This is a genomic window from Streptococcus australis (genome assembly GCF_901543175.1).
Classification (GTDB): domain Bacteria; phylum Bacillota; class Bacilli; order Lactobacillales; family Streptococcaceae; genus Streptococcus; species Streptococcus australis_A.
Genome location: NZ_LR594040.1, coordinates 409,168 through 430,582, shown reverse-complemented (window position 1 = coordinate 430,582; position 21,415 = coordinate 409,168). Strand labels below are relative to the sequence as shown.

Genomic DNA, 21,415 nt, shown 5'->3' with positions numbered 1-21,415 from the left:
AATAAAAGCCAGCCAAAGGTTGATTTGGCTGGGATTAATTTGATAGAAAACCACTGCTAATATCGATTTAAAAATCAATCAAAATACGGAAGTTCGATCTGGTTATTGAGAATTTTTTCTACAATTTGGTTATTTAGTAAAGCCACAAATATTCTAATCTGGTTTCCTGAGACGGTAAGTTTATCATTTTCATATTTTGGAATGTCTTCCAAAGTATATTTGTTATTTTCATCTTCAACATGATCTTGCAAACTATTTATAGCCAACAATAATTTCTCACCCGTTATTTGATTAATCATTTTATTACCATGACCACTATAAAATGATAGTGATTTCGATAAAGCCTCATTATCAGTAACAACATTCATTATTGAATCAATATTATCAATTTGAACTTCAATTTTATCAGTTGTTAACAAAAATTTATTTTGATCACTGCTGTTAAATCGATTTAAAACTTTTTTAGCATAGTCATTTATATGAGCATAGAGTTGAAATTGTTTATCAACTTTAAAAGTATCATAAACATTTATTGAAAAAGTAGTATCATTTTCTTTAGAAATCATACAAATAAAACTTGACATAGGTAATTCTATGCTATCTTTAATTTCATGAGTAATCATATCAATTCCATTATTAACACCAGTTCGTTTTTTAAAACCTAAAAATAATTTATCTTTCACCAATAATTTATTTAAATTTAAAGGCGTAATTAAAATGATTTCTTCTTTATCCTTCAAAAAATAGTATAAAACAAGATTTGGTTTGAATCCATTTTGAGAATTTGAAAACTCAATATCATCAATACTCTTCAATCTGCTTTCTGGCTCTGAGTAATCAATATCAAAAAAATCAATCAGCTTATAATAAGGACTTCCTGCAGTCAATTTTTCAATTGAAAAGCTCTTTGGATTATCAAAAATTCCTAAATCACTTATCTCTTTTAATTTATCATTATTTGGAAATTCTATATTCTTCTGTATATTCTCTAATTCATTATCTGCAGTATTTAAATACTTCACAACAATTTCATCTTCTTTTACTTGAGCTAAAACAACTCTTTTTAACACTTTACTCATCTCCAATTTCCTCACCGACAATACCTAGATTACTATCTGTAACTGTTCCTAAATAAACAAAATTTATATTTTTACCTAATAATTTTTTTAAATCTTGTTTTTGAATAAATAGTAGTAAATCTTGATTACCTTTCTTTCCTACAATCAACGAATAGCCAAAGACCATTAGGGGGACATTAACAAACAGTTCATTTGAGTTCCAGAAAAAATAACCTAAAATTATTTGAATCAGTAACACCCCAACAATTCCTGTTATAGGAGCTTCAGGAACTGAAATTGTTGTAACTACTGGTAATAAAACTCCTAAAATAAATTCCCTACTTCCATTATTATAGGAGTATCCTAACCGACCCTCTTCTGAGTTAATTCTCAAATAGCTCCTGCTCTCTGAAATCTTACGCTTTACATAGAATAATGAACTTAATGAGCATAAAGATAATATAATTAGAAAAATGAAGGCTATCTTTTTTGTAGTTACCAACATTTGAAAATCGGGAAATATTTTTCCATTTGTCTCTACATATTGAACATACATAATTATAATAAGAAATAAATAGCTTAATAAAAACGATGAGATAAAGTATGCTAATTTAAACTTTTTGCTAACATTATCATTAAACATTTAAACTACCTCCTATTATTCCTACTCCACCTTCACCTGTCCATTCATCAGCATTGGCAAGAGCCAATCGCGCAGTTGGGTGAGTTCTTGGTTTTGTTTTTGAACATTTTTCATTTGTTCAAGTAAGTTATCAATGATTGAATTAAATTTCAACAGAACATTTTGGGGAGGAAGTGAAATAACCATATCAGTAAGAACTGATTGAGAAATGTTTTTCATGATAGTCCCTGCTGATTGATTTTTTAATACTTCTTCAACATTTTTTAAGTAGCAGAAAATCAAATTTTTATAAATCAAATCATTAACTTCTGATGCAATAATAAATCCAGAATATACAGTTTTTGCTTCAAGTTCTGACACTAAGCGTGTAGCTCCTGGGATACCACTTCTTGTGATTAAAATCATTCTCTCATTAACAATAAAATTTGTTGATTTATCATTCTCTAAAAATATTTCATCTAAGTCTGCTTGGTTGATAAATATTGTTGATGATGAGATATTTCTAACATTAATGATTTTAACCTTTTCACTTCCACTAGAAATTTTTTCATAGTTAATACCATTTTTAAATTGTGCCAAATCCCCCAACTTCTCCACTCCCCACCCTTCTGGGATTTCGCGTTTGAGTTCTGGGTGATAGACCATCTTTTCGCCTGATGATTTATAGGGTTTGCCATTCTGGTCTGGGAAATCAAACTGGACAAACCAGTAGTCATAGAGGGTCTTAGCCATGGCTTCCAACTCTTGGTTGATTTGGTTGTTGGTTTGGATTTTTTTGTCTAAAGCACCCAAAATATCTGTTATTTGATTTTGTTGTTGGATTGAAGGAACATTCGGTATCTTAGTATCTCTTAAATTATCGTTATATAATCTTTTTATGGTACTTCCATTTGTGGTAATAAAAGGATTTGTCTGTAAAAAATAATAAAGAAACTGATTTGTTACCTTTGATTCATCATTTTCTATCCATACTATATTGGAATCCTGAAAATAAGAATCTTCTCCATCAAATATTACTGTTTTCCCAATTGTTCCAGCAGCAGAAATTAAAATATCACCTTTTTTAGGATATGAATATTTTTCTTTGTATTCACGATAAATCTTTTCATCAATATAGACTGTCGGAGTAGCACCGAACGTTGAGATTTTATAAAAAGGGATTCCTGAAAATTCATTTGTCTGAGATTTCAATATTCTCTTACACATTGAAATTTTTCCAATCTCCCCTAGCCTTATACTACTCATACTTGATCCCCTTCATCTGCTCTTCAATCTCCTGCTCCAGTGCATGCGATTGCTGGAAGAGGTCTGAGAGTTTGTTTTGAAAGGCGGTCATCTTGGCTTCAAACTCTTCTGCTGTGATATCTACATAGTCGATCTTGATGTCAAAGTATTGACCTGCGCTGAGAGAGTAGTTTTTCTCCTTGATATCCTCATAAGAGACCGTGACAGAAAAGTCTTCGACGGCTTCTTTCTTGATAAAGGTCTCGACGACTTTCTGCTCTTCCTCAGGAGAGAGCACGGTCTTTTGGTTCTTGCCCTCCTTGACCTTGGTTCCGAGGCTTGAGGCATCGATGAGGACGACATCTCCCTTGTTTTTCTTATCGATAAATAGGATGGAAACGTTGGTACCTGTTGTCGCAAAGATATTAGACGGCATAGAAACGACACCTGCCAGCATTTGATTGTCCACCAGGTGTTGGCGGATAGTCTTGTCAATCCCTGACTGGGCAGTGATAAAACCTGTCGGCAAGACAACAGCTGCCTGACCATCTGGTTTCAGGGAGTAGATGATATGCTGGACAAATAGCTCATAGATCGCCATCTTGTCCTTAGACTTGGCTGGAACCTTTGGCACCCCTGCAAAGAAACGCTCACTGGCTTCTGGCAAGGTCTCCACTTGGTCACGCCACTCTGAAAAGTCCAGCTTGAAAGGAGGGTTAGACACGATATAGTCCATTTTTTCAGGATGACGATTGGCGATGATAGTATTTCCCTGTACGATATTATGAATGGAGTGCTGTAGTCCATTCAAGATCAGATTGAGACGGAGGAGATTGGATGACTTTTGCGAGATATCCTGACTATAAACAGTGGTCTTATTCACACCGATACGACTAGCCAGATTCATCAGCAAGGTTCCAGAACCAGCAGATGGGTCATAGATGCGCACGTTTGATGGCTGGTCATTTCCTACCAAGATATCCGCGATAATCTTAGCTACAGAGTGAGGCGTATAGTACTCGGCATACTTGCCACCTCCATCTTTATTGTAGTCCTTGATCATATACTCAAAGAGAGTCGAGAAAAAGTCGAAGCCTTGTGAAAAGATATCTTCGTCAAACTTGACACGAGCAAGGAGATTGATGATAGATTTTGCCACTTCGTTGCGCTTACTGCTATCTGATATGGTATCTGTAATCAAACGCTCATCAAAGAGACGAATAGATATGTCGCCGTCTGTATGCACAGAGAAGATATCGTTATTGTCAATGGCTATCTGGTTGAGGGTATTTTCAAAAGTTTCGTAGAAAGTCGGCTCATTTTGCTGACGGTGGAGGGTTTCGATCAACTGGTCTGGCTTGAGCCAAGCGGTGCTGGTACCGATATCCTCCAAGAGCCAGTCGTAGTCTTCCTCACTCATAGCCAACAAGTTTTCATAGGTGTTGGACTCATCTAGGATCTTGGCTTGATACAAAAACTTGTCATTTAAAAATTTGTAGAGGAAGGACTGGGTGAGGAGTTTGTACTCACCCGCTTCTCCTCCTAGTCCCGCGTGGGTAAAGACAGCTTTCAAATCATCTACCAAGTCTTTGACTTGGGCTTTGTATGTTTCATTCATTAGTGTTGGTATTCCTCTTCATATCCTTCAAATAGTGACTCGACGATATAATTAAAATCCTCTCTTGTCAAACTACTTGCAGATTCGTTAGTTTTCATTTCAATCCGAGCTTCTTCTCGAATCATTTTCTTGAGAAAGTCCTCGTTATCGAGTACTCCTTGATTTTGACCGATTTTACGGTCTAGTCTGACTTTAGAACCCTTGATGACATGGTAAATAGCAGGAAAATCACTGACCATAGTCGAGTTGGTCACGTGCTTGTAGGAACGAGCTGCCATCTCATCTCCGTTAAAGTTCATGGTTAGGCGTCTCATACGAGTATGATAGTCCTCCACAGACTTAAAGAGTTCTTCATAGTCTTTTTGCGTTTCCTTGATATTTTCCATGGTAAAGCCTTCTTGGCCATGGATCAAGTGTTTCTTCATGATGCGCTGGAATTCCTCATAGAGGGAGACCCACTCAGGATCCTTTTCATCACGTTGTTTTTTAATCCCACCTGCCACTCGACGTTTCAAATCTTCCAGGTCATTGGCTGCTAGACGAAGTTCTTCTTCTGCAATCTTGACAAAGCTGAAGCTGGTCTCAGACATAGCCAAGTTTAAAAGGGTTCGGCTTGAAAACTCATCTGGTTTGTCAATCAAGGACAAGGTTAGTAAGCGTCTGGAGAGGATATTGAGCAGAGTTGCGATCTGAGCAATATCAATCTGTTGGAGCAGATGTTCATAGCCTAATAAACGAGCGATATTGTAGTACTGCTTGATAGACTCTAGGGCTTTACGAAGGTCATTTAACTCCTTTCTATCCTTAATATCATTGATAACTTGAGAAAAAAACTCTAGATTAGAGGTTGGATAGTCCATGAGAATGCGCTCTGTCTTGCTGAGTTCCTGAGAAATTTCCTCAGCTGGCACAAATAGAGAACCAAAGACATCTTCCCCATTTTCTCCAGTCAGAGTAATGTCGTATTCTTGATTTAACTCCTCTAGATAGGCGCGGTTGGTCTTGTCGAACTCCTTTGAGATGTCTGCAAAGTCAATAACATAACCAAAGATATAGTCCTTGTATGGACGATTGACACGAGTCAAGGTCTGAAGGAGATTGTGGGCCTTGATCTTGCGCCCTAGATAGAGGCGCTTGAGACGAGGGGCATCAAAACCTGTCAGGAGCATGGAGTATACGATGATCAGATCAATCTTACCTTCCTTATAGGCATCTACCTTGTCCTTCTTCTCTTCCTTGTCTCCCTCATCATGGAGGATAAGAGCGGAGGTCAAGTTGGTTGTTCCAGCTTTGCGTCGTTCTACTAACTGCTTTTCAAGCTGACGAGCCTGCTTGGAAGAATCACAGACAATCATGCCCCCGATGGTCTGGTCATCAAAGACCAAATCACGCGCTCGATTAAAATCTTCAATGATAAAATCAAGCATGGGCTCTACATAATGAGGATGAGCAAAGATATCTTCCTTGGACAGATCGCCTCGTTGAATTTCTTCATTGATAGATCTGAGATTATCTTTATAAGAAGTCTCAATATCTTCTCGCATCAGGCGTAGGGTAAAGCCGTCATCAATGGACTGGTTGTAGTAGTATTTATGGATGTAGTCTCCAAAAATATCTCGCGTCGTCGCATGACTTTCCTTAGTCTTGCCATCTTTCTTATAGGTGATGAGGGGCGTTCCCGTCAAAGCAATCTTGATAGCATTGGTATCTGCATGATAGAGATTTGGCAGGTAGGAGCCTCGTTCATTGTATGAACGGTGGGCTTCATCAATAAAGTAGATATTTTGACGATTGAGGTCATAGCCCGAGCGGTCAGTCAGGTCTGAATCATCCTTAAACTTCTGGATATTAACCACAGCTACGTCATAGCCGTCTTGTTTTTGATTCAGTTCTTGTGGGTTATTGATGCGCTTAACCTTGAGTCCTCGTTTGGTGAATTCCTTAAAGGCCTGGTCAGCTAGGTCTAAACGGTCCACGACAAAGTAAAACTGAGGTACAATCCCTTGTTTTGAAAAATAATGAGTTAAATAGCGGATATTGAAATATGCCAAGGCAGTCTTACCTGAACCTTGTGTATGCCAGATAACCCCTTTCTTGATACCTTTTGCAATTGTTTCTTCGATAGCACGTGTTGCAAAATACTGAGGATAGCGCATGACGTGCTTTTGCAATTGCATCTGCCCGTCCTTGCTTTCTTCTTCGACATAGACCAGACCAAAACGAAGCATAAAGAGCAGACGTTCCTTCTGGTACAAAGAAGACAGAAAGGCATTGCAAGGTGTATCAGGGTTTAGGTTTGTTGTAAACTCTGGCTGAGATTTGAGGGCAAAGCGCTTCATATCTTCTAGGACAAAGTCGATTTGGTCCTCGGTTAGCATGGCAAGGGAATGAAGGAAATCTTCTTCTCTTTCTTCCTTGAAAGCATTAAATTTTGTTTTTGAATAGGCATTTGAACCATAGTAAGAACCTTGCTTCTGTTGCCCCTGTCCGCTGATGTAGGACAAGTTATCAGAAAGGGCAATGAGCTGGGTAATGTTGTTAAAACGACGGAATTTACGGTTTTCAAATCGGTATCTGGTTCTGTCCTGCTCTGACTGGATGCCTGTCTTACCATCTCGGATAGCATTGGGCTGTTTAACTTCGATATAAGAAAGGGGCAGGCCATTGATAAAGATGACAATATCTGGACGGAACTCATCCTGACCATTTTGACAGGTTACTTCAAGTGCCAGATGGAAGGTGTTTGCTTCTGGGTGTTCCCAATCAATATATACGGTATTTTCCTGACCTTGTATTCGTTTAAAGAAAGAACGTCCCAGATCATTTTGGTCTAGTTCCAACTTGATATTAGCCAGTTCTCTCTCAAAGTCATCCTCTGTCAAGTAGTTGTTAAATTTTAAAAATTGCTCCTTAAAAACAGATACAAGAATATTGGTATCTGGATCTCTTTCTATCATTTCTTTGCTGTTTCGAGGCAGATAAGTATAACCCAGGCGCATGAGATGCAAGGCCGCTGGGATCTGAACTCTCGTTAATTCAGAAAAATCTTTTCTTTTTGCCATAAAAAACCTTCCTTTGTTGTTAGAACAGGCTATTTTGTTATCTATTTTACTTTAGCTGTTCCAACCGTGCTATGTCCCTATTTACCCTTTTCTTACAGGTTCACTATCCTCATTATTATATCATATTCCCTTCAAAAAACCTTATGCTCACCAAACTTCACCCCAATAATCTAAATAGTTTTTCTTCCCAAAATATGGTATAGTAGTATCATACTATCTATGAGGAGTTTACATGTCACAGGATAAGCAAATGAAAGCTGTTTCTCCCCTTCTGCAGCAAGTCATCAATATCTCATCTATCGTCGGGGGAGTCGGCACCTTGATTTTCTGTATTTGGGCCTATCAGGCAGGAGTGTTACAATCCAAGGAAACCCTATCGACCTTTATCCAGCAAGCTGGGGTTTGGGGACCGCCACTCTTTATCTTTTTACAGATCCTACAAACCGTTGTTCCGATCATTCCGGGAGCTTTGACCTCAGTGGCTGGGGTCTTTATTTACGGTCACATCATCGGAACCATCTATAACTATATCGGCATCGTGATTGGCTGTGCCATTATCTTTTACCTTGTGCGCCTCTACGGAGCTGCCTTTGTCCAGTCCGTCGTCAGCAAGCGCACCTATGATAAGTACATCGGTTGGCTCGATAAGGGCAATCGCTTCGATCGTTTCTTTATCTTTATGATGATCTGGCCAGTTAGCCCAGCTGATTTTCTCTGCATGCTGGCAGCACTGACCAAGATGACCTTCAAGCGCTATATGATTATTATCATTTTGACCAAACCCTTTACCCTAGTGGTTTATACTTATGGTTTGACCTATATTATTGATTTCTTCTGGCAGATGTTTTGAGAATAGAAAAATCCGTTTGGAAAACCAAACGGATGTTTTGTTTGTTTTATTTTGCGACACTCTTAGCAAGGACAAAGTTCCCAAGTGTGGCGGAACCATTGCCTGCGACTGCTGGAGTCACGATGTAGTCACGCACGTCTGGTACTGGTAGATAGCCGTTGAGAAGAGCTGTGAATTTTTCACGCACACGGTCCAGCATGTGTTGTTGGGCCATGACTCCACCACCAAAGACGATGACATCTGGTCGGAAAGTCACTGTCGCGTTGACAGCAGCTTGAGCGATATAGTAGGCTTGGACGTCCCAGACAGAGTTGTTGAGTTCGATGTTTTCACCTCTAATACCTGTACGAGCTTCCAAACTTGGACCAGCAGCAAAGCCTTCCAAACAGCCCTTGTGGAAAGGACAAACACCGTTAAACTCTTTCTCCTCGTCCATTGGGTGTTTGGCTACATAGTAGTGCCCCATCTCAGGATGACCTACACCACCGATAAACTCACCACGTTGGATAACACCTGCACCGATTCCTGTACCGATTGTGTAGTAGACCAAGTTCTCGATACGGCCGCCAGCATTGTTACGGGCAACGACTTCACCATAGGCAGAGCTGTTTACGTCTGTGGTGAAATACATGGGCACATTAAGGGCACGACGAAGGGCACCAAGCAAGTCGACATTTGCCCAGTGAGGTTTTGGAGTAGTGGTGATAAAACCGTAAGTTTTAGAATTTTTGTCGATATCAATAGGACCAAATGAACCGATGGCAAGTCCTGCAAGGTTATCGAATTTTGAGAAGAACTCAATGGTTTTATCGATAGTCTCGATAGGAGTTGTTGTAGGAAATTGTGTTTTCTCTACAATGTTAAAATTTTCATCTCCGACAGCACAGACAAACTTTGTACCGCCTGCTTCTAAGCTTCCGTATAATTTTGTCATGATAAACCTCTTATCTTTGTTTTCTCTATTATATCACATTTTGAAGAGCTACATTTCTCTATATTTTAGATTTTCCTCTGTAAATCTTACCATCTAACAAAAACGAACAAACCTGACATTTGTTCGTTTTGTTTTTGGATTTGATTCTTGAAGAGGATTAGGCTTTCACTTCGATGATCGCGTCGCCCTTGACAACTGAACCACTTGCGACTGGTGTCACAGAAGCATAGTCTGCCGTGTTGGTTACGATAACCATTGTTGTGTCGTCAAGACCTGCAGCAGCGATTTTGTTTGAGTCAAAGGTTCCGAGAATGTCACCAGCTTTGACCTTGTCGCCTTGAGCAACTTTTGCTTCAAAGCCTTCACCGTTCATAGACACAGTGTCAATACCAACGTGGATCAAGATTTCAGCTCCCTTGGCTGTCTTCAAACCAAAGGCGTGACCTGTTGGAAATGCGATAGATACTTCTGCATCAGCTGGTGCGTAAACCACGCCTTGGCTTGGTTTTACAGCGATCCCTTGTCCCATTGCACCACTTGAAAAGACTGGGTCATTCACATCAGCAAGCGCTACGACATCACCAACGATAGGAGTTTGGATTGTTTCGTTTTTGTTAGTTACAGATTCTTCAGATACTGACGCTTCAGCTGTTGCTTCAACCTTAGTTTCAGCTACACTTGCAGCCGCTACTGTTGCGGCCTCATCAGCAAATACACCTGCCGCTTTTGTTTTACCATAGAAATAAGTCAAAGCAAAGGCTGCAGCAAAGGAAATGAGTTCTGCAATCACATACATAGGGATTGATCCTGCCTTAATGGAAAGGAATCCGATAAAGCCAGCTGCTCCCAAAGAAACTGCAATGACATGAGTTAATCCTGCCACAAAGGCACCAACTGCTGAACCAGCAAGAGCACAGAAGAATGGGAATTTGTATTTCAAGTTTACCCCAAAGAGAGCAGGCTCAGTGATACCAAGGAAGGCTGAAACAGCTGCTGAACCTGACAAGCCTTTAGTTTTAGCATTTTTAGTCAAGAAGTAGATAGCAAGTGTGGCTGCACCTTGTGCCACGTTTGCCATTGAGGCAACAACAAAGATATAGTCACCAAATCCAGTACCGTTATTATTGTAAGCTGATAGCAACTGTGTTTCAATCGCAGGGAATGATTGGTGAAGACCAGTCATAACGATCAATGAGTAGGTTCCACCAAAGAGACCCATACCAAAGGCACCTGTAGTATTGTATAGCCATACAATCGCATTGGTAATCGCATCAGATACTACCAACATCACAGGACCGATAACTGTAAAAGTTAGGAATCCTGTAATCATAACAGACAAAAGCGGTGTGAAAGTAAAGTCAACTGCAGATGGCAATTTCTTGTGGAAGAATTTTTCCAGAGTCGCCAATAACCAGACAGCCACAAGAACTGGAATAACTTGGTAAGCATAGTTTGTTTGTGTAACATGGTAACCTAAAATATCCCAAAAAGCTTCTTTACCACCCAAATCTGGAGTGGTCATGATCATACCAATAGCTGCACCAAGGAATTGGTTTGCTCCAAAGCGTTTAGCTGCTGAAATACCTACCAAAACAGGCAAGAACATAAATGGAGCTGCAGACATCAATTGAACCATAGCTGAGAAGCCTTTGATTGCAGGGTACATATCTTCAATTGATTGAGGTCCAAACAAATCTGGCGATGTCAAGAAGTTACGCAATGCCATCAAAAGACCACCTGCAACCAGAGCAGGAATGATTGGAACAAAGATATCTGACAAGAGCTTAATCAAATCCATCAAAGGATTGAACTTTTTATCTTTATTAGCAATCTCTTTCAAATCATCTGTTGAAGCTTCTTTCAAACCTGTTTTTTTGATGATTTCTGCGTAGACAAAGTTAACGTCACCGGGACCAATAATAATTTGATATTGTCCGTTTGTGCTAAATGTACCTTTCACATCAGCATTATTATCTAAAGCTGCTTGATTCACTTTTGATTCGTCTTTTAATACAAGACGAAGACGAGTGGCACAATGCGCTGCAGCTACTAGATTATCTTTTCCAACAGCCTCTATGACCTCGGAAGCTACTTTATTATAATCCATAGCAATAATCTCCTTATATAAAATTTTGTAAAGTGTTTGAAAGCGATTTTATCCGCCCTACGACTATTATTTTATCATGTTTCTAAAATATGTCAAGCGTTTTGCAGAAATTTTTATTTTCTTTCTCTTGCTTAGGATCGTTTATGGTAGTTTTTGAGTGGGTTCTGTCATTTTCTCATAAAAATATCCTTATATTAGAGGGTTCAAAGCTTTTATTTTTCATTTTTTTTCATCTTTTCGTGAAAATCAGCTGAATTTTTTCTTTTATTTTATGATAATCGTTTGACATTTTTTTGCTATTTTTTAACATAAAAGACTTGCTTTTTTGGCCGAAAACGTTTACTATTAAGATAGTAGAACTTTAGGAGGAAAGATAAAATGGAATGGACAACAGAGCGTCGCTACAGACGCTATGAAGATTGGACAGATAATGAAATCAAGCAAATCAAGGAAAAGATGGCACAATCTCCATGGCATACTCATTACCATGCCGAGCCTAAAATGGGGCTTCTCAATGATCCGAATGGATTTTCTTACTTTGATGGCAAATGGATTCTCTTTTACCAGAATTTCCCCTTTGGTGCAGCTCATGGTTTGAAGTCTTGGGTGCAGCTTGAAAGTGATGATCTGGTGCACTTTACAGAAACTGGAGTCAAAATTTTGCCAGATACTCCATTAGATAGCCACGGTGCCTACTCTGGATCCGCCATGCAGTTTGGCGATCAGTTGTTCCTATTCTATACAGGGAATGTCCGTGATGAAAACTGGATTCGTCACCCATACCAGGTTGGTGCTCTTTTGGGAAAAGATGGTAAGATTACCAAGATTGATAAGATCTTGATTGACCAACCAGCAGACTCTACCGACCACTTCCGTGACCCGCAAATTTTTAACTTCAAGGGCCAATACTATGCTATCGTGGGTGGTCAGGACTTGGAGAAAAAAGGCTTTGTTCGTCTCTACAAGGCTATTGATAATGACTACACCAACTGGCAGGAGATTGGTGACCTAGACTTTGCTAACGACCGTACTGCCTATATGATGGAATGTCCAAATCTGGTCTTTATCGGTGAACAACCTGTCCTTCTCTACTGCCCACAGGGATTGGACAAACAAGTTCTGGATTATGACAATATCTATCCAAACATGTACAAAATCGGGGCATCCTTTGATCCTGAAAAGGCGCAAATGGCAGATGTGTCACCCCTTCACAACCTAGACTACGGTTTTGAAGCCTATGCGACTCAAGCCTTTAACGCTCCAGACGGACGTGCTCTGGCAGTTAGCTGGCTTGGGCTACCAGATGTAGCCTACCCATCTGATCGTTTTGACCACCAAGGAACTTTCTCATTGGTCAAGGAACTCACTATCAAAGATGGCAAACTCTACCAATACCCTGTCGCAGCTATCAAGGACCTTCGTGTCTTTGAAGAACCCTTTTCAAATCGTGCTCAAACGAATAACAGCTATGAACTGGAGCTCAACTTGGAAGCCAATAGCCAGAGCGAGATTGTCTTACTTGCTGATAAAGAAGGAAAAGGACTTTCAATCAACTTTGACCTTGCAAATGGTCAAGTGACAGTGGATCGTAGCCAAGCTGGTGAACAGTATGCCCAAGAATTTGGTACGACTCGTTCTTGCCCAATCGACAAGCAAGCTACTACTGCTAACATCTTCATCGACAACTCAGTCTTTGAAATTTTCATCAACAAAGGAGAAAAAGTATTTTCTGGTCGCGTCTTTCCGCGTGCAGACCAAAATGGTATCCTGATCAAGTCTGGAAAGCCAACCGGAACCTACTATGAATTAGATTATGGTCGCAAAACTGACTGATGTCGCCAAACTTGCTGGCGTCAGCCCCACTACCGTTTCACGGGTTATCAATAAAAAAGGTTATCTGTCTGAAAAAACCATTCTCAAGGTCAATGAAGCCATGCGAGAACTAGGCTACAAGCCCAATAATCTGGCTCGAAGTCTCCAAGGAAAATCTGCCAAGTTGATTGGACTCATTTTCCCAAACATTAGTCATGTCTTTTATGCTGAGTTGATTGACAAGCTGGAACACCAGCTCTTCAAGAATGGCTACAAGACCATCATCTGTAACAGCGAACACGATTCTGAAAAAGAACGTGAGTACATTGAAATGCTGGAGGCCAATCAGGTGGACGGTATCATTTCTGGAAGTCACAACTTGGGAATCGAAGACTACAATCGTGTGACAGCCCCAATCATTTCCTTTGACCGAAACTTGTCTCCAGACATTCCTGTTGTCTCCTCTGACAACTACGGTGGCGGGGTTCTCGCTGCCCAAACCTTGGTCAAGACCGGTGCCCAGTCTATCATCATGATTACAGGGAACGACAATTCCAACTCGCCTACTGGACTGCGTCATGCTGGCTTTGCCTCTGTTCTCCCAAAAGCTCCTATTATCAATGTTTCGAGTGACTTTTCTCCCGTCAGAAAGGAAATGGAAATCAAGAATATCTTGACCCATCAGAAACCAGATGCTATCTTTGCTTCAGATGATCTGACAGCTATCCTAGTTATCAAAATCGCCCAGGAACTGGGAATCTCTGTTCCTGAAGAGCTCAAAGTCATCGGCTATGACGGGACTTACTTTATCGAGAACTACTATCCTCACCTGACAACGATTAAGCAACCTATGAAAGAGATTGCCCAACTCACTGTTGATCTCCTCTTGCAAAAGATCGAAGGCAAGGAAGTTGCGACAACTGGTTACTTCTTACCAGTCACCCTATTGTCTGGAAAAAGTATATAAGTACAAAAAACTCAGACTGATTCGTCTGAGTTTTTTATGTTCTGAAGTTTTCTAGATAGCGCTGGGCTGTCTCTAAGTTAAAGGTTTTCTCTGCGATAAGGCGCTCAACGAGGGGAGCAACTTCAGATTCACTAGCACCAGCTAGGAGAGCTAAGGATTTGGCCTGCAACTTCATGTGGCCTTGCTGGATGCCCGTACTCACCAAGGCTTTGAGGGCCGCAAAGTTTTGTGCCAGTTCGATAGAAACGATAATTTGAGCTAAGGATTTTAGTCTCGTTTTTCCAATCAAAAAATGTTGAGCATTTAGTTCTGAAACTCTCTAAGACAACAGATGCAAGACAAATTTTCTTATACTCTGCTACAAGTTTTTTACCCAACTGATGTTATTGTTACCAAATGTCTCCATGATGACTTCATTCGATTTACTTGTCTTTTCCTTTGTTATGTAAGATATCTTCATTGACACAAAATATGCTTTTTTCCTATAAAAAACACTCCTATCTCTAATTTACCAGTTTTCAATAGGGATATTTTCTTATATCTCATTTTATGTAGTCAATCCCCCGCGTGTGCGGGAAAAACTCACCTTGCCATAAGCATGGGTAAGCATGCTCCCGGGATCACCCCCGCGTGTGCGGGAAAAACCAACACGACTGAGGCAGAAACTCTGTACTCTGTAGGATCACCCCCGCGTATGCGGGAAAAACCAAGGTTTCTATTTCAACGGTCAGAAGCGAATGGGATCAATCCCACGTCTGCGGGAAAAACTAAAGGCTGGGTTAAAAATCGTGAAACATGGTAGGAGCACCCCCGCTTCTGCGGGAAAAACTTGTTTCATCAATTTTAGTGCCAGCAACAGTGAGGATCACCCCGCATATGCGGGAAAAACATTCTCCTTTTTTATTGTTTATTTTGAATCAAGGGATCACCCCCGCTTCTGCGGGAAAAACTTGAAGGAATTGAACTTGCAACCTAAAGGTGTGGGATCACCCCCGCTTCTGCGGGAAAAACAACTCAAATTGTAACTACATATTATAGATTCTGGGATCACCCCCGCATGTGCGGGAAAAACCGGTACATCTTATGCTCCTCAACGAAAACCTTAGGATCACCCCCGCGTGTGCGGGAAAAACGCTTCCTGAGCAAGCCAACTACTTGCACCAGCGGGATCACCCCCGTATGTGCGGGAAAAGCTTACGAGCGACTACAAAGCCCTCAGTCGGATCAGGATCACCCCCGCGAGTGCGGGAAAAACTATCCACGACTGTCGAAGTAGAACCATGATTTGGGATCACCCCCGCGAGTGCGGGAAAAACCGAACGTACTACGCTTTTGTGTTTGATGCTGTAGGATCACCCCCGCGAGTGCGGGAAAAACTTCGGGGTATGGTAACATTTGATGAAATGATTAGGATCACCCCCGCGAGTGCGGGAAAAACTGTCGCATGACTGGTATGATGTCGTAGGTTTTAGGATCACCCCCGCGAGTGCGGGAAAAACCAATTAGCATGTGCTGATATAAAATCTACGATTGGGATCACCCCCGCGAGTGCGGGAAAAACGTTCTGAAAAGCCAACCAGCACCACGTTTCTTAGGATCACCCCCGCGAGTGCGGGAAAAACTTTAAATTCAACGTTACCATCTTTGTCCTTTTGGGATCACCCCCGCGAGTGCGGGAAAAACCCCCACTTTTATGTAAGTGGTTCAGCCAATCCAGGATCACCCCCGCGAGTGCGGGAAAAACTAAATACTACTTTGCCCATTGATAAGTTGCTCAAGGATCACCCCCGCGAGTGCGGGAAAAACTGAAATTTCTATGTCAGAAACATCTGGTAGGGGGGATCACCCCCGCGAGTGCGGGAAAAACGGCATTTGCACTAGCTTTGCCAATTCTCGCCTAGGATCACCCCCGCGAGTGCGGGAAAAACGCCAGAGTGATGTGCCTGTCCAGATGTTTGATAGGATCACCCCCGCGAGTGCGGGAAAAACGGCTATCTTGGCGCGTGGGATCTTTGCAATGTAGGATCACCCCCGCGAGTGCGGGAAAAACGTAACGGGCAATGTTACGGGCTAGTCGCCTTGTAGGATCACCCCCGCGAGTGCGGGAAAAACATAGAGCGTATTGTCTTCGGTGTCTTCGGGACAGGATCACCCCCGCGAGTGCGGGAAAAACAACGTTTAGAACCCCACTAGCTCCCTCAGTCCAGGATCACCCCCGCGAGTGCGGGAAAAACACTAAAAGATCCCATTGAAATCGCTAATCCCGATTGATTCTATCCAAAAATTTATTCACTTTTGTTGATAACTGATAGATTAACTTAGCGTCCGGTAAAGCTCTATGAGGAACTACCTCTTCAATTCCATATTCCTTAAGAGCTGTCTGTAATTGATAGTTAGCCAGAAATAGTTTTTCACTCTTGACAAATTTCTTTAAATCATGAGTTTTATTTGATAATAAAGGCAAGCCCAACTTGTTAAGCTCATTGTTAATAAACTTAACATCAAAATTGATACCATAGCCAACTAAAGCTGATTCACCTATAAAAAGCAAAAAATCGGAAAGTACTTCTTTTAAATTTCGACCATTTTGTTCTAATAGAGCCTGAGAAATTCCCGTTAATTTAGAAATCTTCGTAGGCAAGATTCCGTCATGTTTGATAAGAGCATTAAACTCTTCTGTAGTGGATGGAGTAACCTTAAGTGCCCCAATTTCTATAATGGTATGTTCATTCTCATCTAAACCATCCGTCTCAATATCAATCACAATATAGGAACTCTGTGGTTTTGAAGAAACTTCTGAATGACGGCCAAAACGCTTGATCCGTCTAAACTTAGCAGCATCACTGTATCCAAAACTGGATATTTTCCCATCGCTGTCTGTTTGGCTAGGTAATAGAATTAATGGGATTCCATCATAGTCTAGTACACTCCGCTGAGCATTTACGGTATCAAATTGATAGCCAATTTCATTTCTAAAGGCGTAACTAATTGTAGCCTCACCTTTTCCAACATTCGCCTTAATACGATCCCATAACTTTTCACGAACCCTAGTATTGATATTTCCAACGTAAACCCCTGTAGCAATTTCTTGCATCCACTTGGTTAAATCCCCTTTTAAAGACGGCGGAACATTTTTTAAAGTTAAAACAGTCAGTGGCATATTATAAATTCTCCGTATAACTAACTCCATGTTTAACAAGTTTATCCTTATCATCCCATAAAGAAAGCGTATCAATCACTAACTCTTCTTCATCATCTATTTCAAATAGATATTGAATGTCAGTAACTATCCGAGCCATTAACTTGCCATCTACGAAGGAATCTCTTGTTTTCAATCGAGCAACCTTACCAATATCATCATCCTCAGTATAGTTAGCTGCAATTTCAAAAGCTAAGGGAATAGTCAATTCAGCTTTATATAAGTCCGCAATATCATAAATAAAGGATAAATCATGGCCGGTATGTACAAAACCAAGACCTGGAGAAACACCTAGCGCTACCACTATACTGTACACCAAACCGTAAAGTGCTACATTAGCTGCGGATAGCGCCTGATTCACTACCGTCCCTCCTTCAAAATCATCGGGTCTGTAGTCCCTTTTATCCCAAGGAACCTTGAATTTTTCAGATTGCATCCTATATGCTTTTCTCACCCTAGCTCCTTCACGACCCCGTAGTTGCTGCATTGTTAATGTGGTGACATCTTCACCAGGAAATCGCATTTGATACATTTTACGGGCAACAGCTAAACGCGACCGAGAATTTGAAACCAGCTTAGCCTGTCTCTCTAAGAATTTTGTTGAATGTGCTAAGGATCTTCCATGAGCATACTGACGAACACCTCGCTCACCAACCCAAACCATACTGGTTCCAGCATCTCCTATCAACTCTACAGCACGATGGCTAATATCAGTACCCGGTCCTAACAATAATACACCAATCATAGCAACAGGTATTCTAACTGTTCCGTTGCTATCAAGCACTGTAATAGCGCTATCCACACGATTTATCTTTGCGTGTTCTACGTAAATAAAACTGACACGATCGCTTATTTTAGGAAGTTCTCGCAGAGATGTTTTCTTCGTTCCACTTTTTTTTACCATGATTCATTTCCCAATGGAATAACGGTCATTAAACCAAAACCGTATGCTTTTTTCTTTCCCATTCCTTCAGTCAAAAGCTTCTTAAAAAGATCTGCATCACTAACTGTTAAGATCCCTTCATAAACAACCTTTATCAATCGGATAGGTTTAACAGCTTTTTTAAACACCTCATAACCACGTTCAACGATTGAAAAATCTTCTTTTATCAGTGAAAATCCATTTTTGTCAGAGCGGTCTATTAGATAATTCATCTGATATTCACTCGTAACATGAGGTTTTACAATACCTCTTTTAAGATTATCTGGTGATACTAAGGAAATAACTGGATTAAGCACCACTCGAAATTTCATTCGGCTACCAGTATAGATATTATCTAAAAATTGTTGATAATCCTTAGTTTGAGCACTACCAGAAACCCCGTATTTTTCTAATCGTTGTAAATCAGGTTTATTTTCACTAACAATAATCAGGTAATCTTTATCTTGGATACGATCTATACGCCATAATTTCCTTGTTCGAATAGATTGTTCCATTTCTTCTGGAAAACTCTCTTCTACCCAAGCATGGTAAGCGCCTATATGTGTTAAGCGCCTAATCTTTCGGCGATTGGTCCGATCAATTTCTACTCTTGAGATATACATACCATCAATCTCCTATACTCTTAAAAACATCATGTGCCGTATTTTTATCTCGAAACGAATTCCGAACTTGAACCAGTTCTCTAGTTTCATACCTATAGCCAAACCTTCTCCCCTTTTGTGAAAAAGACTTGACAACATCTTGTCTCAGTTGATAAATACCTCTATCGGTTAAATGTCTATCAGAATAGATTTCTAAAGTTACGGCATCCATAAGCTTTCTCTTCATAAACCATGGTGAAGCTTGCCACTCAAGAGTTCTCAAACTTTCAACTGCTCCAATATCAGTCTCACCTAAGATAAAATCTGCAGTCAACGGCAGAGCCCTTCTTCCCATAAATGGTTGAAAATAGGGATTTCTCAAAGCTTGTAAAATCATTTCCAAAAACTGCTCATTATTATGAGAAAGAGCCACTACAAAAACAGCATCTTCTAAATAATAACGATTCGTGACATAATTTCGTTCAAACTTTCCTTTTTCTGTATACTTTTGTGCAATATGAAAATCTCTGAGTAAATTTCCTTGTTGATCCACTCGAACTGCAAAATCCAGCTCGTTTAACCGAGTAATTTTTTCATCATCGTCTCGACGATGTCCTAGACTTGAAGCAATCAACCCAATAACAGAACTCTTAGAAGGATAAAAATCCGTATGTCTTGTTTCGAAATGTGAACTTGTCCCCCAAGATTGCAAAGGGCCAGCAAATTTCAACAAAATAGTCTTCATGCCATTCACCTATTTTTTGAGGACTTGTCCTAAGGTTTCCGAAAAATCTTTTAATAATTCTGAAACTGAATATTTTTCCTCACCTATTTGTTTTAAACTCTCATTCTCATCCAAAGTCACATAGAAAGTCAAAAGTGGTTTATTCACGAATTTTTCAACTCTTGTATACTCTTTAGACAGTTTTTCAATAGATTTTGCCACATAACCATCTGTTGATTTAACTGGTTCTTCAAAAGCACTGACAAGATTAACAGGACGATCATCACGCAAAGAAACGATTAGAGCCTGCGGTAAAGTTTGATTGGCAAAGGTATTCACTTTTCCTGTTGGGAGTGAATTTGCAAATGCTTCGATGAATAAATTCAAACTGTTCTTTAAGGATTTCTCATCCTCTAGTTGTTTTGATAATTCATGAATCGCAACATTGGCATAACGATAGAGCGTAGAAGAGTTAAATTCGATGGTTCCCAGCATACCTGCACCTGCATTATCCTCTGGAGCTAAATCATCAATAGCAGTAAAGAAATCAAATTCAGTTTGTACAGCATGTGTTGAAATAGCATGGGCAACTTGAGAGGAAGCATCCTCGTTTAGAGTTGGATCTTCAGCTACCATTCGACCGAACATAGCAACATCAATGGCTGGATTTGAGTTAGCTAGTTTTTGAAGTTCTTTTTTATCAGTCAGATTTTCATAGGCCGCTTGAGCTAATTTCTCAGCTTGTCTATCCCCCATAAAGTAAAGCGCCTTGACTTCACCTTTTTTCTTAATTCCAGTAGCTATCAAGACTGTATCTGCTTTGGTTAGTGCATCTTCAAAACTGATAGAATTATCTAGTTCTACAATTTTACCTGCAACATATCTTACAATGTCTTTTGTTCGGACACCGACATTAGACTGTTCTCCATAAGTATTAAAATAGTCTCTTATAGCTCTCTTCCAAGCTTGAGAACTCACGCGCGATCTTTTTACACCCCCGTACTGAGCGGTCTTTGGGCTACCTGTATCATCTCTATTCATATTTGAAGGTGGCAAGGTTTGTATAGCATGAATATCTAAAAATAAGCGTTGGTTAGTTGTCATTGTGTTTTTCTCCTTTGATTTGTTTATAATATGATCTTGCCCAATTTAGGCGAAGATTTTCTTGTACATTTTTTAAAAACCAATACAAGTCCTCAGCTAACTTAGCATAATCAACCTTTGTAGCAGGAGACTTTGTTTTGAGTAACATCATCATGTGGCGTAAATGGTAGATCAACTCTTCAAAAGTTGATGATGTAATCATAACATTGAACCTTCTGTCAATGGCTGTCGTATCATCTCCTTTTCGAAGTTGACTAAGAGCAGAACCGATATTTTGATAAGTATCGGGCTCATCTAACATCACACCAGTTGAAGTTCCCTGTTGATGTAAGGCGTAAAATTGGATAGCTGTATAAATTGCTAACTCCTCATAGCTAGGCTGCTGGTATGGATTAACAAACTCCTCTGGTAAATGCTCAAATAAAATCGGCCAGATATCTGTTGCATCGCTCAAGGGTTTACCCAACGTTTTTCTAATTTTTGCCAGTGCAGCTTTACTCGATGGTGACTCCAACTCATAACTCAATTGTCTAATAATTCTTTTTGTGACAGAACCAACTGTCTGTTTGGATTGTTCCAACATACACAC

At 40.1% G+C, this 21,415-nt stretch carries 16 protein-coding genes, 1 pseudogene and 1 CRISPR repeat array; of the genes and pseudogenes, 3 read left to right on the top strand and 14 right to left on the bottom strand.

The window, feature by feature from the left end:
• Positions 1-74: 74 nt before the first annotated feature.
• Genes FGK98_RS02225 through FGK98_RS02205 form a run of 5 tightly spaced genes read right to left on the bottom strand, consistent with a single transcriptional unit; the run spans position 75 to position 7,605 of the window.
• Complete coding sequence (locus FGK98_RS02225; protein WP_000048910.1) at positions 75-1,079, bottom strand: hypothetical protein; 1,005 nt, start codon at positions 1,077-1,079, stop codon at positions 75-77.
• Positions 1,072-1,701: a hypothetical protein gene (locus FGK98_RS02220; RefSeq protein WP_138099843.1), complete on the bottom strand. Its 630-nt coding sequence runs from the start codon at positions 1,699-1,701 to the stop codon at positions 1,072-1,074. The genes FGK98_RS02225 and FGK98_RS02220 overlap by 8 nt, the downstream gene beginning before the upstream one ends.
• Positions 1,702-1,722: 21 nt before the next feature.
• Positions 1,723-2,946 carry a restriction endonuclease subunit S gene (locus FGK98_RS02215; RefSeq protein ID WP_138099842.1) on the bottom strand — a complete coding sequence of 408 codons (1,224 nt, stop codon included), beginning with the start codon at positions 2,944-2,946 and terminating at the stop codon, positions 1,723-1,725.
• Entirely contained in the window at positions 2,939-4,543 is a 1,605-nt protein-coding gene (locus tag FGK98_RS02210) for an HsdM family class I SAM-dependent methyltransferase (protein WP_138099841.1), read from the bottom strand. The genes FGK98_RS02215 and FGK98_RS02210 overlap by 8 nt, the downstream gene beginning before the upstream one ends.
• Positions 4,543-7,605 carry a type I restriction endonuclease gene (locus FGK98_RS02205; protein ID WP_138099840.1) on the bottom strand — a complete coding sequence of 1,021 codons (3,063 nt, stop codon included), beginning with the start codon at positions 7,603-7,605 and terminating at the stop codon, positions 4,543-4,545. The genes FGK98_RS02210 and FGK98_RS02205 overlap by 1 nt, the downstream gene beginning before the upstream one ends.
• Before the next feature lie 232 nt (positions 7,606-7,837).
• Here FGK98_RS02205 and FGK98_RS02200 point away from each other — a divergent pair, with 232 nt between their 5' ends.
• Positions 7,838-8,455 carry a TVP38/TMEM64 family protein gene (locus tag FGK98_RS02200; protein ID WP_138099839.1) on the top strand — a complete coding sequence of 206 codons (618 nt, stop codon included), beginning with the start codon at positions 7,838-7,840 and terminating at the stop codon, positions 8,453-8,455.
• Between the two features lie 46 nt (positions 8,456-8,501).
• Here FGK98_RS02200 and scrK read toward each other — a convergent pair whose 3' ends face one another.
• Together scrK and FGK98_RS02190 are read right to left on the bottom strand one after the other, a co-directional pair.
• On the bottom strand, positions 8,502-9,389 hold the full coding sequence (gene scrK, locus FGK98_RS02195; RefSeq protein WP_138099838.1) for a fructokinase ScrK: 888 nt from the start codon (positions 9,387-9,389) through the stop codon (positions 8,502-8,504).
• 157 nt (positions 9,390-9,546) lie between these two features.
• Complete coding sequence (locus FGK98_RS02190; RefSeq protein WP_138099837.1) at positions 9,547-11,496, bottom strand: sucrose-specific PTS transporter subunit IIBC; 1,950 nt, start codon at positions 11,494-11,496, stop codon at positions 9,547-9,549.
• Between the two features lie 378 nt (positions 11,497-11,874).
• Between FGK98_RS02190 and FGK98_RS02185 the strand changes: the two genes are divergently transcribed.
• Together FGK98_RS02185 and FGK98_RS02180 are read left to right on the top strand one after the other, a co-directional pair.
• A complete protein-coding gene (locus FGK98_RS02185) occupies positions 11,875-13,329 on the top strand; it encodes a sucrose-6-phosphate hydrolase (RefSeq protein ID WP_138099836.1) in 1,455 nt (484 codons plus the stop codon).
• On the top strand, positions 13,310-14,275 hold the full coding sequence (locus tag FGK98_RS02180; protein WP_138099835.1) for a LacI family DNA-binding transcriptional regulator: 966 nt from the start codon (positions 13,310-13,312) through the stop codon (positions 14,273-14,275). The genes FGK98_RS02185 and FGK98_RS02180 overlap by 20 nt, the downstream gene beginning before the upstream one ends.
• Positions 14,276-14,309: 34 nt before the next feature.
• Here the strand turns inward: FGK98_RS02180 and FGK98_RS02175 are convergent.
• The 7 genes and pseudogenes from FGK98_RS02175 to casB all read right to left on the bottom strand — a co-directional run.
• A pseudogene (locus FGK98_RS02175) lies at positions 14,310-14,540 on the bottom strand (hydroxymethylglutaryl-CoA reductase, degradative); the annotation flags it as partial.
• Between the two features lie 656 nt (positions 14,541-15,196).
• A CRISPR array of direct repeats spans positions 15,197-16,509; the repeat unit is 28 nt; unit sequence GGATCACCCCCGCGAGTGCGGGAAAAAC.
• A 23-nt stretch (positions 16,510-16,532) separates the two neighbouring features.
• A complete protein-coding gene (gene cas2e, locus FGK98_RS02160) occupies positions 16,533-17,435 on the bottom strand; it encodes a type I-E CRISPR-associated endoribonuclease Cas2e (RefSeq protein ID WP_138099833.1) in 903 nt (300 codons plus the stop codon).
• A 1-nt stretch (position 17,436) separates the two neighbouring features.
• Positions 17,437-18,378, bottom strand: coding sequence for a type I-E CRISPR-associated endonuclease Cas1e (gene cas1e / locus FGK98_RS02155; protein ID WP_138099832.1), 942 nt, complete (start codon positions 18,376-18,378; stop codon positions 17,437-17,439).
• Positions 18,372-19,019, bottom strand: a complete 648-nt coding sequence (cas6e, locus tag FGK98_RS02150) for a type I-E CRISPR-associated protein Cas6/Cse3/CasE (protein WP_125449331.1) — start codon at positions 19,017-19,019, stop codon at positions 18,372-18,374. The genes cas1e and cas6e overlap by 7 nt, the downstream gene beginning before the upstream one ends.
• Positions 19,020-19,023: 4 nt before the next feature.
• Positions 19,024-19,743 carry a type I-E CRISPR-associated protein Cas5/CasD gene (gene cas5e / locus FGK98_RS02145; protein ID WP_138099831.1) on the bottom strand — a complete coding sequence of 240 codons (720 nt, stop codon included), beginning with the start codon at positions 19,741-19,743 and terminating at the stop codon, positions 19,024-19,026.
• 9 nt (positions 19,744-19,752) lie between these two features.
• Positions 19,753-20,826 (bottom strand): type I-E CRISPR-associated protein Cas7/Cse4/CasC, encoded by a 1,074-nt coding sequence (gene cas7e / locus FGK98_RS02140; protein WP_000210567.1) that lies wholly within the window; start codon positions 20,824-20,826, stop codon positions 19,753-19,755.
• Entirely contained in the window at positions 20,816-21,409 is a 594-nt protein-coding gene (gene casB / locus FGK98_RS02135; RefSeq protein ID WP_138099830.1) for a type I-E CRISPR-associated protein Cse2/CasB, read from the bottom strand. Before casB ends, cas7e begins: the two co-directional genes overlap by 11 nt.
• Between the last annotated feature and the right edge of the window lie 6 nt (positions 21,410-21,415).

Coding starts and splice junctions, on each gene's coding strand:
- FGK98_RS02225 (WP_000048910.1), bottom strand. CDS start 1,079: ATGAGTAAAGTGTTAAAAAGAGTTGTTTTAGCTCAAGTAAAAGAAGAT.
- FGK98_RS02220 (WP_138099843.1), bottom strand. CDS start 1,701: ATGTTTAATGATAATGTTAGCAAAAAGTTTAAATTAGCATACTTTATC.
- FGK98_RS02215 (WP_138099842.1), bottom strand. CDS start 2,946: ATGAGTAGTATAAGGCTAGGGGAGATTGGAAAAATTTCAATGTGTAAG.
- FGK98_RS02210 (WP_138099841.1), bottom strand. CDS start 4,543: ATGAATGAAACATACAAAGCCCAAGTCAAAGACTTGGTAGATGATTTG.
- FGK98_RS02205 (WP_138099840.1), bottom strand. CDS start 7,605: ATGGCAAAAAGAAAAGATTTTTCTGAATTAACGAGAGTTCAGATCCCA.
- FGK98_RS02200 (WP_138099839.1), top strand. CDS start 7,838: ATGTCACAGGATAAGCAAATGAAAGCTGTTTCTCCCCTTCTGCAGCAA.
- scrK (WP_138099838.1), bottom strand. CDS start 9,389: ATGACAAAATTATACGGAAGCTTAGAAGCAGGCGGTACAAAGTTTGTC.
- FGK98_RS02190 (WP_138099837.1), bottom strand. CDS start 11,496: ATGGATTATAATAAAGTAGCTTCCGAGGTCATAGAGGCTGTTGGAAAA.
- FGK98_RS02185 (WP_138099836.1), top strand. CDS start 11,875: ATGGAATGGACAACAGAGCGTCGCTACAGACGCTATGAAGATTGGACA.
- FGK98_RS02180 (WP_138099835.1), top strand. CDS start 13,310: ATGGTCGCAAAACTGACTGATGTCGCCAAACTTGCTGGCGTCAGCCCC.
- cas2e (WP_138099833.1), bottom strand. CDS start 17,435: ATGCCACTGACTGTTTTAACTTTAAAAAATGTTCCGCCGTCTTTAAAA.
- cas1e (WP_138099832.1), bottom strand. CDS start 18,378: ATGGTAAAAAAAAGTGGAACGAAGAAAACATCTCTGCGAGAACTTCCT.
- cas6e (WP_125449331.1), bottom strand. CDS start 19,019: ATGTATATCTCAAGAGTAGAAATTGATCGGACCAATCGCCGAAAGATT.
- cas5e (WP_138099831.1), bottom strand. CDS start 19,743: ATGAAGACTATTTTGTTGAAATTTGCTGGCCCTTTGCAATCTTGGGGG.
- cas7e (WP_000210567.1), bottom strand. CDS start 20,826: ATGACAACTAACCAACGCTTATTTTTAGATATTCATGCTATACAAACC.
- casB (WP_138099830.1), bottom strand. CDS start 21,409: ATGTTGGAACAATCCAAACAGACAGTTGGTTCTGTCACAAAAAGAATT.